The organism is Neobacillus canaveralius (genome assembly GCF_047237705.1).
In the GTDB taxonomy this organism is placed as follows: Bacteria; Bacillota; Bacilli; order Bacillales; family Cytobacillaceae; genus Neobacillus; species Neobacillus niacini_K.
The window spans coordinates 5,735,860-5,757,059 of sequence record NZ_JBDFLL010000001.1; the positions used below are offsets into that span (position 1 = coordinate 5,735,860).

General features: G+C 37.0%; 18 protein-coding genes and 1 riboswitch. Of the genes, 3 read left to right on the forward strand and 15 right to left on the reverse strand.

The annotated features are described in order from the left end of the window. Window positions 1–47: 47 nt before the first annotated feature. The 5 genes from ABC255_RS27905 to ABC255_RS27925 all read right to left on the reverse strand — a co-directional run bounded on the left by ABC255_RS27905 (window position 48) and on the right by ABC255_RS27925 (window position 5,905). Window positions 48–1,121 carry a response regulator transcription factor gene (locus ABC255_RS27905; protein WP_412998365.1) on the reverse strand — a complete coding sequence of 358 codons (1,074 nt, stop codon included), beginning with the start codon at window positions 1,119–1,121 and terminating at the stop codon, window positions 48–50. Beyond that, window positions 1,118–2,926, reverse strand: coding sequence for a sensor histidine kinase (locus tag ABC255_RS27910; RefSeq protein WP_412998366.1), 1,809 nt, complete (start codon window positions 2,924–2,926; stop codon window positions 1,118–1,120). The genes ABC255_RS27905 and ABC255_RS27910 overlap by 4 nt, the downstream gene beginning before the upstream one ends. A gap of 306 nt (window positions 2,927–3,232) precedes the next feature. After that, window positions 3,233–3,862, reverse strand: coding sequence for an acetate uptake transporter (locus tag ABC255_RS27915; protein WP_412998367.1), 630 nt, complete (start codon window positions 3,860–3,862; stop codon window positions 3,233–3,235). A 325-nt stretch (window positions 3,863–4,187) separates the two neighbouring features. Beyond that, window positions 4,188–4,646 carry a CBO0543 family protein gene (locus ABC255_RS27920; RefSeq protein WP_412998368.1) on the reverse strand — a complete coding sequence of 153 codons (459 nt, stop codon included), beginning with the start codon at window positions 4,644–4,646 and terminating at the stop codon, window positions 4,188–4,190. Window positions 4,647–5,035: 389 nt separating this feature from the next. Further along, on the reverse strand, window positions 5,036–5,905 hold the full coding sequence (locus ABC255_RS27925; RefSeq protein WP_412998369.1) for a DUF1002 domain-containing protein: 870 nt from the start codon (window positions 5,903–5,905) through the stop codon (window positions 5,036–5,038). A 351-nt stretch (window positions 5,906–6,256) separates the two neighbouring features. Between ABC255_RS27925 and ABC255_RS27930 the strand changes: the two genes are divergently transcribed. Continuing rightward, window positions 6,257–7,219, forward strand: a complete 963-nt coding sequence (locus ABC255_RS27930) for a S8 family peptidase (protein WP_412998370.1) — start codon at window positions 6,257–6,259, stop codon at window positions 7,217–7,219. Window positions 7,220–7,653: 434 nt separating this feature from the next. On the opposite strand, the gene ABC255_RS27935 is transcribed toward ABC255_RS27930, so the two are convergent. The 6 genes from ABC255_RS27935 to ABC255_RS27960 form a co-directional block, all read right to left on the reverse strand. After that, a complete protein-coding gene (locus tag ABC255_RS27935) occupies window positions 7,654–8,646 on the reverse strand; it encodes an anti sigma factor C-terminal domain-containing protein (protein ID WP_412998371.1) in 993 nt (330 codons plus the stop codon). After that, on the reverse strand, window positions 8,639–9,139 hold the full coding sequence (locus tag ABC255_RS27940) for an RNA polymerase sigma factor (RefSeq protein WP_412998372.1): 501 nt from the start codon (window positions 9,137–9,139) through the stop codon (window positions 8,639–8,641). Before ABC255_RS27940 ends, ABC255_RS27935 begins: the two co-directional genes overlap by 8 nt. A 183-nt stretch (window positions 9,140–9,322) precedes the next feature. Next, window positions 9,323–10,258, reverse strand: a complete 936-nt coding sequence (gene mmuM / locus ABC255_RS27945) for a homocysteine S-methyltransferase (RefSeq protein WP_412998373.1) — start codon at window positions 10,256–10,258, stop codon at window positions 9,323–9,325. Window positions 10,259–10,288: 30 nt separating this feature from the next. Beyond that, window positions 10,289–11,026: an amino acid ABC transporter ATP-binding protein gene (locus tag ABC255_RS27950; RefSeq protein ID WP_412998374.1), complete on the reverse strand. Its 738-nt coding sequence runs from the start codon at window positions 11,024–11,026 to the stop codon at window positions 10,289–10,291. Next, window positions 11,023–11,745 carry an amino acid ABC transporter permease gene (locus ABC255_RS27955; protein WP_412998375.1) on the reverse strand — a complete coding sequence of 241 codons (723 nt, stop codon included), beginning with the start codon at window positions 11,743–11,745 and terminating at the stop codon, window positions 11,023–11,025. Before ABC255_RS27955 ends, ABC255_RS27950 begins: the two co-directional genes overlap by 4 nt. A 20-nt stretch (window positions 11,746–11,765) precedes the next feature. After that, on the reverse strand, window positions 11,766–12,587 hold the full coding sequence (locus tag ABC255_RS27960) for a transporter substrate-binding domain-containing protein (RefSeq protein ID WP_412998376.1): 822 nt from the start codon (window positions 12,585–12,587) through the stop codon (window positions 11,766–11,768). Between the two features lie 145 nt (window positions 12,588–12,732). Further along, a riboswitch (SAM riboswitch) is annotated at window positions 12,733–12,843 on the reverse strand. 159 nt (window positions 12,844–13,002) lie between these two features. On the opposite strand from ABC255_RS27960, the gene solA reads away from it, so the two are divergent. After that, window positions 13,003–14,151, forward strand: coding sequence for an N-methyl-L-tryptophan oxidase (gene solA, locus ABC255_RS27965; RefSeq protein ID WP_412998377.1), 1,149 nt, complete (start codon window positions 13,003–13,005; stop codon window positions 14,149–14,151). Window positions 14,152–14,404: 253 nt separating this feature from the next. Here solA and rlmD read toward each other — a convergent pair whose 3' ends face one another. Further along, window positions 14,405–15,775 (reverse strand): 23S rRNA (uracil(1939)-C(5))-methyltransferase RlmD, encoded by a 1,371-nt coding sequence (gene rlmD / locus ABC255_RS27970; RefSeq protein ID WP_412998378.1) that lies wholly within the window; start codon window positions 15,773–15,775, stop codon window positions 14,405–14,407. A gap of 175 nt (window positions 15,776–15,950) precedes the next feature. On the opposite strand from rlmD, the gene ABC255_RS27975 reads away from it, so the two are divergent. Next, window positions 15,951–16,286 carry a hypothetical protein gene (locus ABC255_RS27975; RefSeq protein WP_412998379.1) on the forward strand — a complete coding sequence of 112 codons (336 nt, stop codon included), beginning with the start codon at window positions 15,951–15,953 and terminating at the stop codon, window positions 16,284–16,286. A gap of 286 nt (window positions 16,287–16,572) precedes the next feature. On the opposite strand, the gene ABC255_RS27980 is transcribed toward ABC255_RS27975, so the two are convergent. The 3 genes from ABC255_RS27980 to ABC255_RS27990 all read right to left on the reverse strand — a co-directional run bounded on the left by ABC255_RS27980 (window position 16,573) and on the right by ABC255_RS27990 (window position 20,910). After that, window positions 16,573–18,039 carry a nicotinate phosphoribosyltransferase gene (locus ABC255_RS27980; protein WP_412998380.1) on the reverse strand — a complete coding sequence of 489 codons (1,467 nt, stop codon included), beginning with the start codon at window positions 18,037–18,039 and terminating at the stop codon, window positions 16,573–16,575. Between the two features lie 58 nt (window positions 18,040–18,097). After that, window positions 18,098–18,649 carry a cysteine hydrolase family protein gene (locus tag ABC255_RS27985; protein WP_412998381.1) on the reverse strand — a complete coding sequence of 184 codons (552 nt, stop codon included), beginning with the start codon at window positions 18,647–18,649 and terminating at the stop codon, window positions 18,098–18,100. Window positions 18,650–18,879: 230 nt separating this feature from the next. After that, complete coding sequence (locus ABC255_RS27990) at window positions 18,880–20,910, reverse strand: glycoside hydrolase family 2 protein (RefSeq protein ID WP_412998382.1); 2,031 nt, start codon at window positions 20,908–20,910, stop codon at window positions 18,880–18,882. Between the last annotated feature and the right edge of the window lie 290 nt (window positions 20,911–21,200).

Below are 21,200 nucleotides of genomic sequence, written 5' to 3' on the forward strand. Positions count from 1 at the left end.
ACTTCAAACTGAAAATTGAAAATATTAGCGCTTACATTTGGACTTTTTTAACCTTGCCTCATTTCACCCGGAGAAATTTTAAAATACTTTTTAAAGACACGATAGAAATAAGTCACATCTTCATAGCCAACCATGGCCGCAATACTCTTTATTTGCAGTTCATTATTATCGATTAATTGCCTGGCCTGTTCCATACGCCGTCCTACGATATATTCTGTGATATTGCATTGATACATTCTTTTAAAGGCTTTGCTTAAATACTCTTTACTTACAAAAAACTTGTTAGCTAAAATCTCCAATGAAAGATGTGAATCTGTAAAATTTCGATCAATATATTCTTTTATTTCTTCCAAATCCACTCTGCTTTTCTTTCTTTTCAAATGGAGCATATATTCGATATAGCTTTTCCCAAGAACCATATGTTTATTGATAATGGAATCAAGTGTATTGCCGCTTTCATTCATCAGGTCCTTATGATGTTCAAACACCACTAAGAAATCGCAATTATTTTTGATCATTTGTTCCTCTAATAATAAGAGAATATCATGTTCAATTTTAGCTAGGACACTGGTATCAAGCCCTTCCACTTTTTGAAGGACGCTCATAAAACGCTGCATACTGTTTTCAAAGCCTTCAAGGTTTAATTCTTCCAAAAAGGATGTGATGTTTTTTTTATACTCTAAGATCAAAGCAGAGGTATCCTTATTCACAAACGAAAGCGACTTTTTTAACTGATACCTTAATTCATTTTTCACTTCATTTGTACACTTTTCAAGAGCATGGTTTAATTCCCTTGCATTAATCGGTTTTAGTAAATATTCATTCACCTTAGAAAGGATTGCCTGTCGCATATAGTTAAAGTCGTCATAACCACTCGCCACGATAAGCTTTATCTGCGGGTATCGTTCTGCCACGATTCGAAGTAATTCCCGGCCATCAATACCCGGCATTTTCATATCTGTGATAACAATATCCGGTGACATTTGTTCAATCAACCTTAACGCCTCTTGTCCATCAGCCGCTTCACCCATTACTTCGATTCCATACTGCTCCCAATGACCAAACTCTTTTATGGTTTCACGTGTCCATTTCTCATCATCGACAATTAATACCTTAATCATGCTGTTGCCTCCCTTAGCATCGCAGGAAATCTAATTATGACTTGTGTTCCTTTTCCAACTTCACTTGAAATTTCAAAATCAGAATCTTCACCAAAATAAAATTCGATCCTTGCAGCCACATTTAATATGCCAATACTTCCTTTGGTATTTAAAGGATTAGAGATATGATTTATTTGCTGTTGCAGCACTGTCAATCGCTCAACAGGTATCCCGATGCCATTATCTGAAATGATAATTTCGAGATCATCAAAAACTTTTTGGACTTCAATAGATAATTTCCAGATCCCCGTTTTTTGTTCAAATCCATGAATAAATGCATTCTCTACTATAGGCTGAATCATCAGCATAGGGATTATATAATTTTCTGTACCTTCTTCCACAAAAATATCAGTTACTACTCTCCCCTCAAATCGCTGCTCCTGGATAAAGAGGTAATTTTTTATATGTTCGATTTCATGGGCGATATCGACCAGGTCTCCTTGCTTCCCTGTAATGTAGCGAAACATATCACTTAGTGCACCAATGATTGAATAAATAGTAGTAGTGTTATGTGCAACTGCCATTCCGCCCACTAACTGGAGTGTATTGTATAAAAAGTGAGGGTTAATTTGTGCTTGTAATGCCTTAAACTGAGCTTCTTTAGTAGCAATTTCACTTTTATACTCTTTTTCTATCAACTCTTTTATTCTATAAACCATTGTTGTGAAATTCTTTTCCAGCAGCCCTATTTCGTCATTTCGATCTGTTCTAATGTGCACTTCAAAGTTATTTTCGCTGACTTCCTTCATGGCATCCACTAATTGAATGATCGGCTTTGTGGTTTTCAATGACATATAAATCGATAAAAGAACCGTAATGATGATAGAAATAATACTAATCATAATTCCATATACAAAAGTCATTGTTACACCTTCCATAATGATGGCCATTGGAATTACTTTTATAATTGTTACCTGAGAGTTAAAAGCCTTTTTGAAAAAAACATAACTGCTTTCCGTTTTTAGGTAGTTTACGTTTTTACTAGTATCGATTTGTTGGAGGATTTGTTGCATATCTAAAGTTATCTTGTCATCAGCGTTAGGGTTATAAATGATTTGACCCTCTTTATTGAGTAAGTAAACGGAGCTATCCTGTTCAGTTTTCAACATTTCAATCACACTGTCGATTGTATTCCAGTTAATATCAAAGGATATCCCCCCGACGATTTCACGGTCCTCAAACCGAATAATGCTCCGAGTCAGGGAGTAATTCTCTTGTGGAAGCCCGCTCTTAAAAACATAATGAGGACTAACCTTTAATTCGTCCCAGTTTGTCCCATCGATAGTGGATAGATTTAATAAATGGAATTCATCCTCTTTCAACATATACACTTTTTGAGTTTCCTTAGCATAAATCGAAATACTATCAATATAGTCATTTCGATAATAGGTAGAGTACAATTTGTCTTGGATATATTCGAGCGTATTATAATCCAGTGGAATATCTCCCTCATTGCTTCGGCTAATACTTGGTATTAATTTGTCATCAAGTAGACTTGAAAACAAGAGTTTATCACTTTCATTCAACTTCTCATCTATATACTTGCCCGCTAAAATAATCCTCGACTCATTGGAAGTAACAACTTCCTTTTCATAATTGCGCTGCGAAACATTAATCGAAAAGACAATTAAAATAAGTAAAGGCAAAATCATCGCCGAAAGCATTAAAACCATTAACTTATAACGAATACTCCCCTTAACCTTAAGCCAAACATTCCGTTCAAAAAAAATCCTCACTGCATGAAAAATCCTCTTAAATTGCAACATAACTCTCCTTCCCTCCGGTGCCTCTTTGATGTGGATGTTTCATTTTTAGAAAATGGGTGACAGGCACCGATATTCAAGAGGTTTCTAACTCATTAAATACAGCAGTTGCTTCGCTCCGAAGACATGTTTGGGCCCTCCTAAATCTCTTAGGAAGTATCATACCACAATTTATATAAACAACGTGTTAATCATAAGACAGAACAAGTGTTTGAGATTAAAAAGACCCCAAAATCGCAAAAGTTTTTTTGCGAGATTAGGGTCGTTATGTCATAGTTTTTTTCGCTAAAATGATTATTAATAGAATAACTAGCTGGCTTTTCTAATTTTAGAATCATCCGCTAAACGCTCTTGGACTTTACTCTCACCAATTGGCAGAATGATTTTTCCATATACTTCATTTAGTACTTGTGCCATAGCCGCATAGATTGCTGTAAAACCGCAAAGTATTCCTTCATATCCGGCTATATTTAAAATCAAGCTAGATCCTGTGAAATTTCCAATCGCCAATAAGAAAAATAAAATCGTAAGTGTTCCAAAAACAACTTGAAGGGCCTTATTAATACGCAATGTTCCAACAAACATGAATAACGTGAAAAGTCCCCACATAAATAAATAAGCGGCCATTGATAAAGAACTGGCTGCCTCCCCGTATCCCATTAGTGGAATCATTTTTAATGCAACCAATGATAACCAGAAAAAGCCATAGGATGTAAATGCTGTCGTTCCAAATGTATTGTTTTTCTTAAATTCCATGATGCCCGCTATTACTTGTGCTAGGCCACCATAAAATATTCCCATTCCTAAAATCATTGCATCCAATGCAAAAAATCCTGCATTATGAATGTTCAACAAGATTGTTGTCATACCAAATCCCATTAAACCAAGTGGAGCAGGGTTAGCTGTTATCTCTTTAATGGTTGTAACTGTCTTCTCCAATATTGTCACTCCAAACTGATATACTATTATTAACACACCAGCTTGTATTATAGGCACGGCGCTGCTGTTATGTCAATTGTACTATTCTTCAAAATATTGTTTAAAGTTGTACGTTTTCTGCGTCCAACTTTAGTTAAATACGTAACAAATTCAACGTTTGTAAAGTGTTATATTTAATACGATGTACTTATTGTTAAATAATTTACTGGGTCAAAGATGACCTGAAGATTGTTTGAACAGACACTTTCGAAAAGTCTTTTCATCACCTTAGGGGAAGGAGACTTAAGAAATCCAGCTCATTCATTGTGCCGGATTTCTTTCAAATTTAACTTACCTTTTGATTTATTAATTGCATAATACTGCGGATAAAAAACATTAGAATAAAGGTGCTAATAAATGTGTGCATCCATGTCCATGTATGGTATTCAATTAAATCGGTATATCTTTCAAATAGAACCTCAATGACTGTTAAGGCAGAGGTGAACAATAAACAATATAGAAAAATGGCTTTAAAGCTGGAATGATACGTTTTTTGATATAAGTAAATACAAACAACGGGAAAGAGAAGATATTCATACAGAAGGCTCGAAGTGAAATAGTTATCTAAAAACCTTATTGGATATTCAAGCATGTTTTCTTCTACAACAAGAACGCCAATAAACGTTGAAAGATAAGCATTCAATAAAAAAATTAAAATCCAGTCTTTAATGAAGGGCTTTCTTAAACTGAATATTAATAGGGTAATTCCAACTAGTAACAATGCCCACAAAATGATTCTTTCCATAGAAAATCCACCTTCTAGTGTTAATTTCTCCTTTTATTATTACCAAATCTACAAATACATCTCAGTATTCAACAAAATTCGAACAGCATCTCCTAATCAAACGTTTGATTAAATGTCCAAGAACCCTTTTGAAAAACGGACCTTGGCTAGTTTTGAGGAGAAATTATTGTCGAGGAAATAGTAACGTTTTTCGCTAATCATCTGCAGGAATTGTGAAAATAACTTTTTTCGCCATAAAAATACATTACACAAACGCTTGATTAGATTCAGTATGATCCTTTCACATATCAGCTTTTTATCTCAAAAGCAGAGAGAAAATTGTCAATATTAAACAAGTAAAACAGCCCCATCTCGATAAAGAGGGGCATTAAAAGTTTTATTTGTGTACATTAAGCAGTGAGTTCACGAATCGTATCAAGCGAGCGATTTAAGAAATCTTGCAACTTCTGCAGGAATGACTGCCCCTCTTTAGATTGCAAAAATGTCGAGACTTTTTCTGCGGTCACACTTAACTGTTCTTTTACTTGATTCCAATCAATATCCATCGCCTTCAGTTGGTTAAAGAAGTCTACTAACATATCTAACTCTCCATCTGTTAATGTAATCCCAAGCTCTGCGGCCACTTGTTCAATTAACGCACGCAAGTCAGCTTCTGTTTTCGGTTCATTCTTGGCGATTTCATCCTTGACTTTTCCCATGAGAGCAGCAGCATTGTCAGCTCCAATCGAGTCACCAAGCTGGGCGGTTTTCACCATTTCTTCATTTGCCATTTTTTTTATTTCTTCCGGAATTTCTTTATTCGTTGTCGCCTCATAAGCTTTCATAATTCCTGTCAAAGCAGCTGTACCTGATACTTCAAACGGAGCGGAAATCTGTATAGCTGCATCCTTTACACCGGCTGTAGTCAATGCATTGATATACATTTCATCCGTAACCCATGTAATATTGTTTGTCTGAACCTCTAACCCGGAATCTTTCGCCCCCATTGTAATACTTGCTGATGAAATCGCACGGGAACCTATTTGTGACTTAGGAATAAACTCCCCTAAATAATCATGCTCTTCTTTATTGGATACTGTAATCATTTGTGCGTTATCTGGTACCTTTAACTCTGTTAACATATCATTTTTTTGCTGCTCGGTTAGATTTTCTCCTAATGAAACCATGACATCTCCTTCGACTGAATCTGCAAAGCTCGTAGAAGGAATAGAAAGAAGCATTGATATCGCAAGCAACATTGCAATTATTTTTTGTTTCATAAAGAGACCTCCTGTTATACATGTAATCATTCAAAAAGGACTGGCCCATGTTTCGCCAATAACTCAAATTGGCTTTGCATTATCTTAACATAGGGGTTTGGGATTTCATTATAAGAATGGATAACATTTATGCTAATTCTATTAAGATTCTTTCATGCTAGATAAAAATGTTTCAACCTTTCGTTAAACCACAATATAGTTTTATAAATTTGTCTATTAAATTACGCTCAACAAGAACGTTAGTTCGATAAAAACACAACTAAAGTAACTGTTTAAATATATTCTGAATTGTTAAACTATTAGCAACTCCCTAGAATACACAGAAAACTAATTCTGTCAGGAGGGATACAAATGGAGAAAAGATTACGTTTAATTCCGTATCAAGTGAATGAAGTCGTCGAAGTGGTATCTGAGGTGCCTGAAGGTATTAATATGATTGGTGCTCCAAAAATCTGGGAGAAATCGAAAGGTAAAGGAATCACAGTGGCAATACTGGACACAGGGTGCGATATCACCCATCCGGATTTGAGTGAACGGATTATTGGCGGATGTAATTTTACAGATGATGATAATGGGAACCCTGATTTATACACTGACTATAATGGTCATGGAACGCATGTGGCTGGGACAATTGCTGCCGCCCAAAATAACAACGGAGTCATTGGGGTTGCACCTGAAGCAAGCTTACTGATTTTAAAGGTGCTCAATAAAAATGGATCAGGACAATACGACTGGATTATAAAAGGAATTAATTATGCAGTTGAACAAAAGGTGGCTATCATCTCAATGAGCCTTGGCGGTTCTGAGGATGTACCTGAATTGCATCAAGCGATTCAAAACGCAATCACTAATCAAATTCTAGTCGTTTGTGCAGCTGGAAACGAGGGAGATGGACAGGTTTCCTCAGATGAATTCTCCTATCCCGGTTCTTACAATGAAGTGATTAGCGTTGGAGCCATTAATCTAAAACGACGCTCATCTGAATTTTCAAATTCGAATAATGAAGTCGACTTAGTGGCTCCTGGCGAAGAAATCCTTTCAACGTATATAAACGGACAATATGCTAGGCTCAGCGGAACTTCAATGGCAACACCGCATATATCCGGTGCACTTGCCCTCATAAAAGATGTAGCTAACAAAAACTTTGAGCGTAATCTGACAGAGCCTGAGCTATATGCACAATTAATTAAGAGAACAGTTCCTCTAGGAAACTCGCCAAAACTCGAAGGCAACGGATTGCTGTACTTAACAGTAGAGGACTACTTATCGGATGTGTTCAACCAAAAATTATCTGCTCAGTCATTAAAAATATAAAGAAAAGATAGAATTGCTCGTTGCGTGATCAAATTCACCCCTTCATAATAATGATCCATTTGCAGGTCTAAAGCAAAATAGGTAGAGGATAATAAATCCTCTGCCTAAGAATTAAAAAGGGGAATCCCTGAGCCGCAAATCCATCGCAAGAAATATAAGAAGGCAACTCACGTATGGGTCAGTTACCTTCTTTTAATACAAGTTTAGTGACGGCTTCCACGTGTGCGGAGTGTATTTGGCAACACATGTGGTGCTGGTGAGTTTTTTAAGCAGTTGAATCAATGTTTCAATTGGAATCAATGGATCTAAACTAAAAATCCGGACGCGATTGCATAATATCCCAGATGTTTGTATTAGTAATGCTAAAGAGGGTCCACTCTCAGCCGCCTCACTTTTAATACCGGCTAACAGGTTCAACCATTATTAATTTACAATTAATATTTATCGATTGTAGCGCCAAGGACAGATGCTCGGATGAAGTCAAGTTCCTGAAACCGTTTAAGTTCAACTGGAGTACCTGTTACAACGGCTCCATTTAAACGGACTTTTCCATTTGTCGCTTGTGTATTTTCTTTAATTCCCTTCAAGGCTTCCTTAATTGTACTTTTATGGATACCTTTATCCCTCAACTGTTCCAGCATTCCGACGAACCCTTCCCCACTTTCTTCAGAGTAAGGATATTCAGGCATAACCGCAAACCCAAAGGCACCTCCTCCTCCCTTAGTCTTCAAACTATCACTATCTAGCTCTCTTTCCATTCTTTCCATTTGAGAGGCTGAAGTAGTATCAACCCAAAGCCAATTGACATTTCCTTTTCCAAGCTTATTTGCCACTTCTGAAATGGTCATTGGTTCTTTAAAAGAAAGGGCCACTTCGATTAACGTATTCTCATCCAACCCAACGGCAATATCGAGTTCGTGAGGCAAATAGTCATATTCCAACCCTGGATAATAAAAATCTATCTTTCTTTCATTGTTGAAATCATTATAACGAACATATCTTTGTGCTTCTGGATTTAGGCTATTGACTTCTGTCATTCCGCTTCCTTTTTCTAGTGTTTCAATTCTTCCGATTAGAGGAATTTTCTCAATCTTTTTATCCCAAAGTATAGAACGGTCACCTATGTTTTTACGGTAGGTTGTCTCTGCAGTTATACTAAAAAGGTTGTAATTATAGGAAGTTCCTCCAGGTGAAATATTTGCTCCGTGAACACTTTCATAAAACATATCTTGGTTCTGTATTCTTTTTGTTAAAATATATTGACTGCCCATAAAAAGAATGGTCAATAATAAAGTCGTCGTAAGAACTGTAATGGTTACATACTTAATGGTTTGTTTCCTTTTTGATTTTTTGATGGCCTTCTGTATGGAAGGACTACTTATAAAATCGATTTCCTCACCATTTTTGGGTTCACGCTTATCACTCATAGGCTGCCTCCTTATAAATTTCCTCTAGCTTTTTTCTAGCCCTAAATAAATTCGTCTTTATGGAACTAACTCTTATTTCTAATAGTTTTGAAATTTCTTCATATGTAAGTCCTGATTGATATTTTAACAGCAACAGCTCTTGAAAATGAGGTTTCAACTGTGAGAGTGCCTTTCCAAGCTCACTGTTCCTTTCCTTTTTTAGAAAGATTGTTTCAGGAAGCTCTTTTATATCTACTTTCAAAAGCTCTTCGTTTAAGTTCAACTCAAACCTCCCTTGCTTACGGCATTGATCATAATAGAAATTTAACGCAACCCGTATTAACCAACTGCGTATTTTTGAGTTCTTGATTGAATCGAAATAAAGAAGATATTTATATGCAGCTTCCTGAACCGCATCCTCCGCATCCATCTTTGGAATGCCAACCTTAAGTAGGTATCTATACACAATATTAAGTTCTACATTAAGTTCATGATTCTTTTTAATTCCATCCATTATCGTCCTCCCGTCTACAAGACGTATTACGTAGAGAAAAGTTTACATTAATAATAAATATTTTTTTATGCATGCTTTCCTTAAAAAAATTGAGAAACATAGAAAAAGCACTTTCCCTTTACTTAAGGAAAGTGCTTAAAGATTATTTAGTGGTAATTACCTCATGCCGCCCGTAAGTTAAAGCTACTTACGTGCCCAATCGTTAATAGCTTTTATATCTTCAGGTTTCGTCCTACAACACCCACCTATTATTTTTGCTCCTTCTTCGTACCAGCGTTGAGTGCACATGGTAAATTGTTTAGAAGAAGCTCCTTCATTCCATTTTTTATTCGTAGCATCATATTCTTCACCTGAATTTGGATAAACAATAATTGGTTTAGAAGTTTTGCCTTTTATTTCTTTAATTAATGAATCAATAAAATCTGGTGATGAGCAATTAATACCAATGGCAGCTATTTGCTTCTCCCCTTCTAGCCACATCACACAATCAGACATTTTTTCTCCATTACTAATATGAAGCTCATCTTTTGCACTAAAACTAATCCAAGCGTAGATTTCTGGGAATTCTCTTATCACCCTTGTTATTGCTTTAGCCTCTATCAGACATGGAATGGTTTCACACGCTAGGATATCAGCACCAGCTTCAACTAGTATTCTAATTCTCTCTCTATGAAAAGAAACTAGTTCATCCTCATTTAATACATAATCCCCACGATATTCAGAACCATCCGCAAGAACGGCACCATATGGACCGACTGATGCAGCCACTATTGGTTTAGGTCTGTTCTTCCGATTTTCGGTATTATCCCAAAATTCATCACGTGCATTAATAGCAAGTTGAACAGACTTTTTAATTAAATCAGCGGCCTCTTTTTCAGATAGCCCTCTTTCCTCATAACCTTCAATAGTAGCTTGATAACTAGCTGTTATGGCACAATCTGCACCCGCTTTAAAATAATCTAAATGAACCTGCTTGATTAGCTCTGGATTTTCCATTAATATCTTTGCTGACCATAAACGGTCATTTAGATTACACCCATAATTCTCAAGCTCTGTAGCCATTGCTCCATCGATAATCATAATTGGATAATTTTCTAAGATCTGTTCTATCGGATTCATTTTACTTATCCTTCTTCCTAGTAAAATAGCCTACCTTTTTAATACTTTACTTATAAACTGCTTCGTTCTTTCAACACTTGGATTTGTAAACATTTGTTCTGCTGTTCCTTCTTCAAGAATCATTCCATTTTCCATAAAGATAATTCGATCAGAAATTTCACGAGCAAAATTAAGCTCGTGTGTGACAATCAGCATGGTATTGCCTTCCTTTGCTACATCTTTTATAACAGTTAACACTTCCCCAACTAACTCTGGATCAAGCGATGAAGTCGGCTCATCAAATAATAAAACCTCTGGATTGAGCGCCAGTGCTCGAGCAATACCAACCCTTTGTTGTTGTCCACCAGATAGCTGTACTGGATAATGCTCCAATCTATCTTGAAGACCAACTTTTTCTAGGATTTCTGCACTTACCTTCTTCGCTTCATTCGAACTTATATTCTTCACACTTGTTAAGCCAATCATGACATTCTGTAACACTGTTAAATTTTTAAATAAGTTATACTGTTGAAAGACCATTCCTGTGGATAATCGTAAAGACTGAATATCTACCTTTCTAGCGGATTCAATATTTACTCTCTTTCCACTAATTTCAACGATGCCCTTTGTAGGTTGTTCTAAGAAATTGATACAGCGTAATAAGGTTGATTTCCCTGAACCACTTGGTCCTAAAATAGAAACAACCTCTCCTTTATTAACGGAAAAATTTATTCCTTTTAACACATGCTGTTGGTCAAAATATTTATGGAGATTTTCCACTTTAATCATGAGATAACCCCTCTTTCATATCTCCGGGCACGCTTTTCTACTATAACTAGCAATCTCTCGACTATAATACAAATGATCCAATAAACAATAGAAACTGCTATATAGACTTCAAAAAAGGCTAAACCACGAGAACCAAGAATTTTGGCTTGTCCCATGATATCAATAACCCCAATAATAAAGACTAGAGAAGTGTCTTTAATTGTACTGATAAACATATTACCTAAATTAGGTATGGCTACCGATAAAGCCTGCGGGAAAATAATTTTCAGCATCATTTGAGTGGGACTCAACCCTATAGCTCTGGCTGCCTCAAACTGACCACGATCAACAGATTCAATCGCTGATCGTATCGTTTCAGACAAATAAGCACCTAAATTAATTGAAAAGGCTAATAAAGCATATACTTCCGGTGCAATGATATTTACATCAATATTCATGATCCATCCATATTCAGTTTGAAAAAAGTAAATCACTTTTGGTATTCCATAAAACACAAGATATATCTGCACTAAGAGAGGGGTTCCTCTAATAAAAGAGACATAAAAAGAAGAGATTGTCTTTAATACGGGTACCCGATAAATTTTTATCAGTGCTGTAGTAAGCCCAATAAATAAACTAATAATCAACGAACCTACGGCAATTCCAATTGTAATAGGTAATCGTGCAACTATCGCAGGAAAGCTTTCTATTAAAAAATGAATATCCAATAAATTTTCCATTTCTTCCTCCCTTTACAGCCTTATTCAGGGATGTATTCTCCACCCGTCCATTTGACTGACAGGTCAGCTAATGTACCGTCTTCTTTGAGTTCCTTTAGAATAGGATCAATTAATCCTTTTAACTCTTCTCCCTGCTTTCCATCTTTAAAAACAATTCCAATCTTATCATTCACGATAGGCTGTCCTACAACTTCTAAATCTATATTATATTTTTCTATAACAGAATGAATCATAATTGGGTCATTTACATAGGCATCCACACGTCCATTTTGTACATCTTGTAAAATTTCTGAAGGGGTTCCACTTTCGCTATATTTTAAAATAATATCATTTTCTGCTTTTTTATTATGTTCTTCAAGTAATAATGTATAAGAATCACCAGCTAAAGCTCCAACTTTTTTCCCCTCTAAATCTTCTACTGTTTGAATATCTGTTCGACCTGATTTCACAACAATAACGGTTTCTGCAGCAAAATAAGATTCGTCTGTAAACAAGTACTTCTCTTCACGTTCAGATGTTTTCGCCACCTGGTCGGCAACTGCCTGAATTTTATTTGATTCTAGTGCAAGAAACATACTGTCCCATGGAGTAGCAACAAAATCAAAGGTATACCCCTCTAATCTTTCATCAATTTCTTTTATTACGTCGATATCATATCCGATAAGTGCATTACTTTCATCCGCATAAGCGAAAGGAGGATAATCATTTTGAGTTCCAACTAAAATAACCTTTTCCTCCGTTCCATCTGCTGTTGTTGTTTCTTTAGAGGAACAACCATTTAATATACTAACCAAACCTACTAGTGCAATACTTGATAACAATAACCTAGATTTCTTTTTCATTTTACTATCTCCTTTAAAATAAATTTATTATTATTATTGAATAAGAATCTAAGTCATTACTTATATCCAATTCAAATCACTAAAACGGAAACAGAACAATAAAATAAAAAAGCCTCTTCCAATCAGAAAGAGGCTTTTTATCTAAACCTTATCTCTCAGAATGAAACACTCTGCAGGATTTAGCACCTTTCATCCTTCATGGAATGATGGTTGCTGGACGTCGTCGGGCCTGTCCCTCGGTCTCTCGTGATAAGTTATTCATTTTTTATGTTATTTTTTGTATATTATGATAATATTTAATATTAATACTATTGTCAACTACTTTTTCACTATGTACAATTCACTAAATAATCTGATTTTAGTATAACACTAAATCTTATAGATTTTGAGAATTCAGGATAAAAAGATGGGAGAAATGAACTTGAAAGAAGAAGCCTATTTTGATGTAGCAATTATTGGTGCTGGTACAATGGGAATAGCTGCCGGTGCCTTTTTAGCTCAACAGAAAGTAAACACTGTGTTAATCGATGCTTTCGACCCACCACATCATCATGGAAGCCATCACGGAGATACCCGTATGATTCGACATGCTTATGGTGAAGGCAGACAGTATGTAACACTAGTAAAACGTGCACAACAATTATGGGAGGAATTAGAACAGCACACCACCTATAAAATCTTTGAAAAAACCGGTGTTCTTGGATTAGGTCCAAAAGATTCTTCCTTTCTTCAAGAAACGATTGAGGCTGCTAATAAATATGATTTGCCATTAGATATTCTAAATAGCAAAGAAATAAAAGAAAGATGGCCAGGTTTTTCAGTACCAGATCATTTTATTGGTTGTTTTGAGTCAGAATCAGGCCTCATCTATAGTGAGAATGCCATTAAAGCTTATAAAGAAATCGCCATTAATAATGGAGCAAAACTTGTTACAAATACACCCGTACAGCAAATTGAGATGGAAGAAATGAACAATATAAAAATCTCAACTGAAAACCAGGTTTATTATGCGAAAAAAGTGATTGTTACAGCAGGAGCATGGGTAGCCAAACTATTACCAGACTTAAATCTCCCTATTCGGCCAACCCGTAAAGCCTTCGGCTGGTTTGACGCCCCTGCAGACCTTTACGATATCACCAACTTCCCCTCTTTTTACGTAGAGGACGATACGAATATGTGTTATGGATTTCCTTGCAAAGACGGAGCAGGCCTTAAGATAGGAAGATCAGATGGAGGTCAAGCTATTGATCCTAACCAACACAAACAGAACTTTGGTCAATACGAAACAGATGAAGAGGACCTAAGATTCTTCCTCCGAACCTATATGCCTAAAGCAAATGGAGAATTAAAACAAGGAAAAACATGCTTATATACCCTCTCAAGTGACAATCACTTTATCATTGATTATCACCCTGAACATGAAAATATCATCATTGCATGCGGTTTTTCCGGCCACGGCTTTAAGTTTGGTAGCGTTATGGGAGAAGTGCTCGGCCAACTGGCGCAAAAAGGGAAAAGTAGTTTTGATATTTCTTTATTCTCTCTTAAGAGATTTGATTTGTAATATGTCATCAATAAATAGAATAACTTAGTCATAACTAGACCAAGATGATCCATAACACGCAAAATCGATCTTTCATGTAATAAGTGTCTATATTTTCAGAGATGCTTATTACATGATAAATTAATTCTACAATTTTTATCTAATTCACCTTCTGCTCTCAAAAACAAAAAAACAGAAACCTATCAGGCTTCTGCTTCTTCTTTCAAAACTACCTTTGCCACTGCCTCACAATGGCTTGAGTGGTGATCGCAGACTATTTCAACACTAACTGCGATACGCACTCAACGTGTGTAGTCTGCGGAAACATATCCACCGGCTGCACTTCCACAGTTTTATACCCACCATCTTCTAAGATCCTCAAATCCCGTGCCAAGGTAGCTGGATTACAGGATACGTAGACAACCTTTTTAGGTTTCATCTTAATAATCGTTTGCAGAAATGTCTCATCACAGCCCTTGCGCGGCGGGTCCACGACAAGCACATCAGCAGAATTCCCTTCTTTATACCACTTAGGAATCACAACCTCCGCTTCCCCGGCTGCAAACTCTACATTTGTCATTCCATTTAACTCTGCATTCCGTTTCGCATCTTCAATCGCCTCTGGAACCACTTCTACTCCGAAGACCTTCTTTGCCTTTTGTGCTAAAAACAGTGATATCGTTCCGATTCCGCAATAGGCATCGATGACTGACTCTTCCCCACTGAGCCCTGCGTACTCAAGCGCTTTATCATAAAGAACCTTTGTTTGAACAGGATTTACCTGATAAAAAGAAAGAGCAGAAATGGCAAATTTCACATCACCAATCGTGTCATAGATAACTTCATTACCCCAAAGTACTGTTGTTTTTTCGCCAAGGATTACATTTGTACGCTTTGAATTAACGTTATGGACAATCGACTTCACTTTTGGAAGGCGTGCAACAATTTCCTCAACTAGTTTGTCTTTTTTTGGAATATCCGTGGTTCTGGTAACAAGCACCACCATTAGTTCCCCTGTTTGTTGTCCATAACGGGCCATAATGTGTCGCAGAACACCTTTATGTGACTCTTCATGATAAGCTGATATCCCAAGTTCACTGCATATTCCCTTCACTGCCTGCACAGCTTCGTTTATTTCAGGAAGTTGTATCAAACTTTCATCAGTATCTACAATTTCATGGCTTCTAGGCTTGAAAAAACCAGCAATCAGCTTTCCATCCTTTTCACCAACAGGTACCTGAGCTTTATTTCGATAATGCCATGGGTTGTCCATCCCTAAGATTGGGTGGACGATTACATCCTCTAGTTTTCCGATCCTTGTCAGGACCTGACGCACTTGATTCTCTTTATATTTCAGCTGTCCTTCATAGCTGATGTGCTCCAGCTGGCAGCCGCCATATTTATGAATCTCACTGTTAGGAACTTCTACACGGTATTGGCTTTTTTCATAAGTTTCAATCAAACGCCCGAAGCCGTATCCCTTGTTCACTTTAATCACTTTAACCTGCGCCTTTTCGCCAGGCAGCCCGTTTGGTACGAACAACGGGAAGCCTTCCACCTTTGCGACCCCTGCACCATCGTGAGTTAAATCTTCAAATACCACATCTATATAATCATTTTTTTTAACCGGTATCGTCTTCTTCATTATTTACTTCCTTTACTCCGATTTGACTAGCAAGATTGTACCACAAACCCAGTCTAATTGCGAAATCCGCCATATTATGAATGTATATCAAATTCTTATCGCGTAAATTGTCGGAGCATTTTAATTTAACAATATGGTGATAGTGTTTATAATAATAACAATCCCATGGAAGGAGGTGGTTACGATAAAGAAGGTATATTTTCTTCCCATCGCATTGCTGCTTGCCTTCATTTCATTTTCCGTTCTTCATACTTCCAATCTATTCGTTCAATCACATCATTCAAATAAAGCTGTGCTTTTGATTGATGATTGGAGTATAAAAACACAAACGGATGATGAGGAAAAACATTTATTTTATCTTGATTTTGTCAAAGTACTTTGCCTAATCTCATTGGTCGTAGTCACCCTTCACAGAATCTTTTCTGATAACCACACCAGGAACTCCATCTTTCTAATCCCGGTTTTTCATCAATCCAATTATGTAATCCTCTCCCCTAAATTGATAAGTTAAAAACTTACACAAAGGGGAGGAATAAATGATGTGGATTCGTTTTGTTATGATTGGTATTTTTTCAGTAACTGCAGCTGGTATGCTAACCTTTCAAGGCATAGAAATTTACCATGCGTTCATGGATTTCTTTAAACAAAAATAAACTGAGATGGTCCCGCGGGTTTTAGACATAATCCCGTGGGATTTCCTATTTATTCGTGAGAATTCTCGCGGGTTCCTGTGATAAACCCTCAACCTATTTTTCATACAAAAAGACACCCAATTAATAATGGATGCCTTACACTACCTATTCTGCCTTCATTTCAGCCACTTTTTCTTTTACTTCTTCAATATTCCTCATTTTGTTATCCCAGCATTTTTGGCTGAGGTCGACCGGATATTCCTCCGGATTCATTGTACGTTTATACTCATCCCAGAGGGCGTCTAGGTTTTGCTTTAAATAGTCACGCGACTCCTCGAGGCATGGCATTTCATAGACAAGCTCACCTTTTTCAAAAATCACTTCATGAAGCTCTTTTGCGGTAAAGTTTGTCACGATTTTATTCATATAAGTATGCGTTGGGTGGAACATTCTCAGGCGCTTCTCCGGCAGTTTTTCATCCTCGAGCGCAATGTAGTCACCTTCAGCATGGTTATTCTTATTATTGATAATACGGTAAATATTCTTAATCCCAGGTGTCGTGACTTTTACCGGATTGGAAGAGATTTTAATCGTATCCTCCATTTTGCCGTCCGCATCTTCAATCGAAACAATCTTGTAGACAGCCCCTAGTGCCGCTTGCTCGTAAGCGGTAATAAGCTTTGTCCCAATGCCCCAGCTGTCTATTTTTGCACCTTGTGCCTTCAAGTTGAGAATCGTATACTCGTCGAGATCACTTGAAGCAAAGATTTTTGCGTCCTTTAATCCTGCCTCATCAAGCAGTTTTCGTGCTTCCTTTGAAAGATAAGCAAGGTCACCGCTGTCTAAACGGATTCCTATGAAATTAATAGAATCGCCCATCTCCTTAGCGACTTTAATTGCATTCGGAACACCCAACCTAAGAGTATCGTATGTATCAACCAAAAAGACACAATCCTTATGAGATTCAGCATATTTTTTGAAGGCAATATATTCGTCCTTATAGGCTTGAACCATCGAGTGAGCATGTGTACCAGAAACAGGAATTTGAAATAATTTACCCGCCCGCACATTACTTGTTCCATCGAATCCAGCAAGGTATGCAGCTCTCGTTCCCCAAATGGCCGCGTCCATTTCCTGCGCCCTGCGAGTACCGAACTCCATAGCAATTTCACTTCCAAGCACCTGTTTAATACGAGAAGCCTTTGTCGCAATTAATGTTTGGTAATTAATGATGTTAAGTAGTGCTGTTTCAATCAACTGAGCTTCACAAAGCGGGGCATCTACGCTTAAAATCGGCTCGTTTCCAAAAACAAGCTCGCCTTCTTTCATGCAGCGAATGGTACCCGTAAAGCGCATTCCCCTTAAATAGTCTAAAAAGTCATCTTGGTAGCCGACTTCATTTTTTAAATACTCCAGATCATCTTCTGTAAAGCGGAAGCCTTGGATAAACTGAATGACTTTTTCCAAGCCAGCGAAAACCGCATAACCATTCCCAAAAGGAAGCTTACGAAAAAACAATTCGAATACTGCGCGTTTATTATATTTTCCGTCTCTCCAATACGTTTCTACCATATTGATCTGATATAGATCAGTATGCAGTGCTAAGCTATCATCCTGATAAATGTTTTTCATCATAACCCTCCGAACAACTACTTTTTCAACATATTAAATAATTTTACCATTATAAAAACTATTTAACCAGCGCTCCAAGTGATTGTTCAAAATGCCCTAATGCCCATTCATGTCCCTTTTGATTAAAGGAAGCAACGGCTTCTTTGTAGACTACAATCTTAAAACCTTTATTGTATGCATCTACGGCAGTGTGAAGAACACAAATATCTGTGCATACCCCAACAAGGTGCAGCTCTGAAATTCCCCGTTCACGTAGCCTGATTTCAAGAGCGGTGCCAGCAAAAGCGGAGTACCGTGTTTTATCCATGTAATATACATTTTCACGCTCTTTTTTCTCTTCATAAAGTGTTTGCAGCCCACCAAACAAATCTCTACCTGAAGTTCCACGAATATTATGCGGCGGGAATAGTTTTGTTTCTGGATGATAGGAATCACCTTCATTATGAACATCGATAGCAAAAACAACATAATCACCATTATTAATAAACTCACGAGTCAACTGAACGATCTTCTCTTCAATTGCCTGCCCTGGCTCTCCACAAGTTAATGCCCCTCCATCTGCAACAAAATCATACGTATAATCGATATTAATTAATGCTTTTTTAACCATTTCGATACCTCCCTTTCATCCTATAAATATTTCTGTGCAAGAACCTTTTATTCCTCTAAACTCAAAAAGCCCGCTCCACAATGGAACGCGTTGTTCAAAATACCCTAATGCCCATTCAAGTCCCTTTTGATTATATGAAATTAAAAAAGGTAAACACATAACTAAATTGTGTTTACCTTTTTTAAGTATTGCAGGATTATAAATGATTAGATTTTATAGTACAAAAACTCTTATTTAAATGGATTTGCTGCGTTTTTAAAGGTTTCATATACCAAGCGTGGTTCTTCGTTGTCGAATCGCATTAATCCCATGGTAGAAATCCCATTTATCTGTTGGTTATAACCTAACCTTTGTTTATAATCTTTTAACACCCAGAACGTATATCCGGCCATATAATCTAGACGAGTAGAATCAGTTACCTGGTTCCAGTGATTTAGGAATTTAGCGGATTGCCATTCTTCAGTTCCGGACGTTGTAGGTTCTCCATGTTTGAGTTCCTCTTCTGCATAGGCCCACGTTCCATTTTCCGTAATTAATATCGGTTTATTTGGATGGTTTCTATGAACCGCCTCTAACGTGGTCCCTAGGTCCTCATCCTTCATATAGAAATAACCGAAGTATTCATTCAAACCGATGACATCTGCCAAGTCATAGGCTGGATCCCAACTGCTTCCAGATGCCCATGTGACAGGGCGGTTTTGGATATCAACACTTTTGACAGCACTCTTCATATCCGAAAGCCAGTCACGGTAAACTTGCTCATCATCCCAAATTTGAGACTCATTTTGTAATGACCACATGATAACAGAAGGGCGATTAATTTGATTCCACGCCATACTTAATACTAGTGATCTTGAAAGACCATATGAGTTTGTTTGTAACGCTTCTTGCTTCGTATCTAGCCACATATTATCAACGTCATCCAATACCATTATTCCATGCTTATCAGCAAAATCATATACATATGGGTGACGGTTGTAGTGACTGTTACGAATAAAGTTTGCATTTACATTCAGAACATGATTCAACTCGGTATCATACTCTTCAATTGTCATAGATTTGCCGTTTGCAGCTGTTTCCTCATGCCAGTTAAGACCTTTCAAGAATACCTGTTCTCCATTTAAGGTTAATTTACTACCCTCTGTAGCAATTGTTCGCATACCATAAGTTGTTGAAAGGCTGTCATCAACAGAGCCAATTCCATTCTGTGAAACTTGACCTTCACCTTTTCCCTTATAAAGAGTTGCAGTTACTTCATAAAGATTAGGGGATTCCGGTGTCCAATAGCTTGCACTCTTAATATCAAAATCCATTGAGACCACTTTTACCTCGCCTGGATTTAATTCTATTTCCTGTGACTTAGGCTTTCCACCAGTTTGTTCACCTGGATCTACAACTAGTTGACGATCTACTTTTTTGTCTCCATGATTGTATACAACCACTTTTGTTGTTAAAGTATGATCACCTGTTGAAGTAAGGATTTTACTAACATTTACATTTGATGTTGCTTCCAAATAGACACTACGTGTAATTCCTGCATATCTCCAGTAGTCTACAGGTTTGTATGGCAGTTCCACGTCATTTGTAACAGGCTTCGCATCCGGACTGGTATAAGAATCAAAGTCTGCTCTGCGATGTACTCGAACCGCAATCACATTATCTTTCCCTGGTTGTAAATACTCACTAACATTAAGCGCAAACGGGGTATTTCCACCTTCATGCTCGCCTACAAAATGACCATTCACATAAACCCATGCACGATAGTTAACGCCAAGAAAATTAAGTTTTACGAATTGATTTTTCCAACTGGCATCAGGTGAAAAATGTGTCCGGAACCAGGCATCGCCATCGTAAAATGCCGTTCCTTCACCAAAATTCGAACCATCGTATGTACCAAACCCAGGTGTATCATAAAGATCCCAGCTGCCTGGCACCTTTTCTTGCTGCCAACTTGAATCATTATAATCCTTTTGGTACCATTTTTCAGTCATCCCTTGGCTATCGGGATCCATCGCAAATTTCCATTTCCCATCAAGTGATAAGTAGTTTCTACTCGGCTCTTCTTGTGTCCAAGTATCAAACGATGGGACTGGTTCACCATATTGGTACAAAACGTTCGTTCCATCAATGGATTTTACTTCCGTGTTCATTGGCTCACGGTCTGCTACTGGTGTATTAGTAATGGCAGAAGCTCCTCCAGTAAAAAGGGTAGAACTGAGAAGAAAAATGCCTAACCCGAGTTTAGTAAATTTTCGAAACATAATAAACCTCCAGTCTTATTGTAAATAAACTTCCAGAATGATTTGTTCGAATAAAATTTTAATCCTAACTTTAAAATGAAATCGGTTTCATAAAAATTAATACAAAAGGTAGAAAACAAATTGGGTTACCTATATTCTGTGAAAATTAGCTCTTGGCATACACCTCCTCTAATATGCTTAGAAGTAATTTAACTGTTCAATCTCCAGCTAAAGTTCCAATGTAGTATTTTTGACTTTTTTATGAAATGGGTTTCATTTTTTAATAATACTTTAAAACACAGAATATTTAG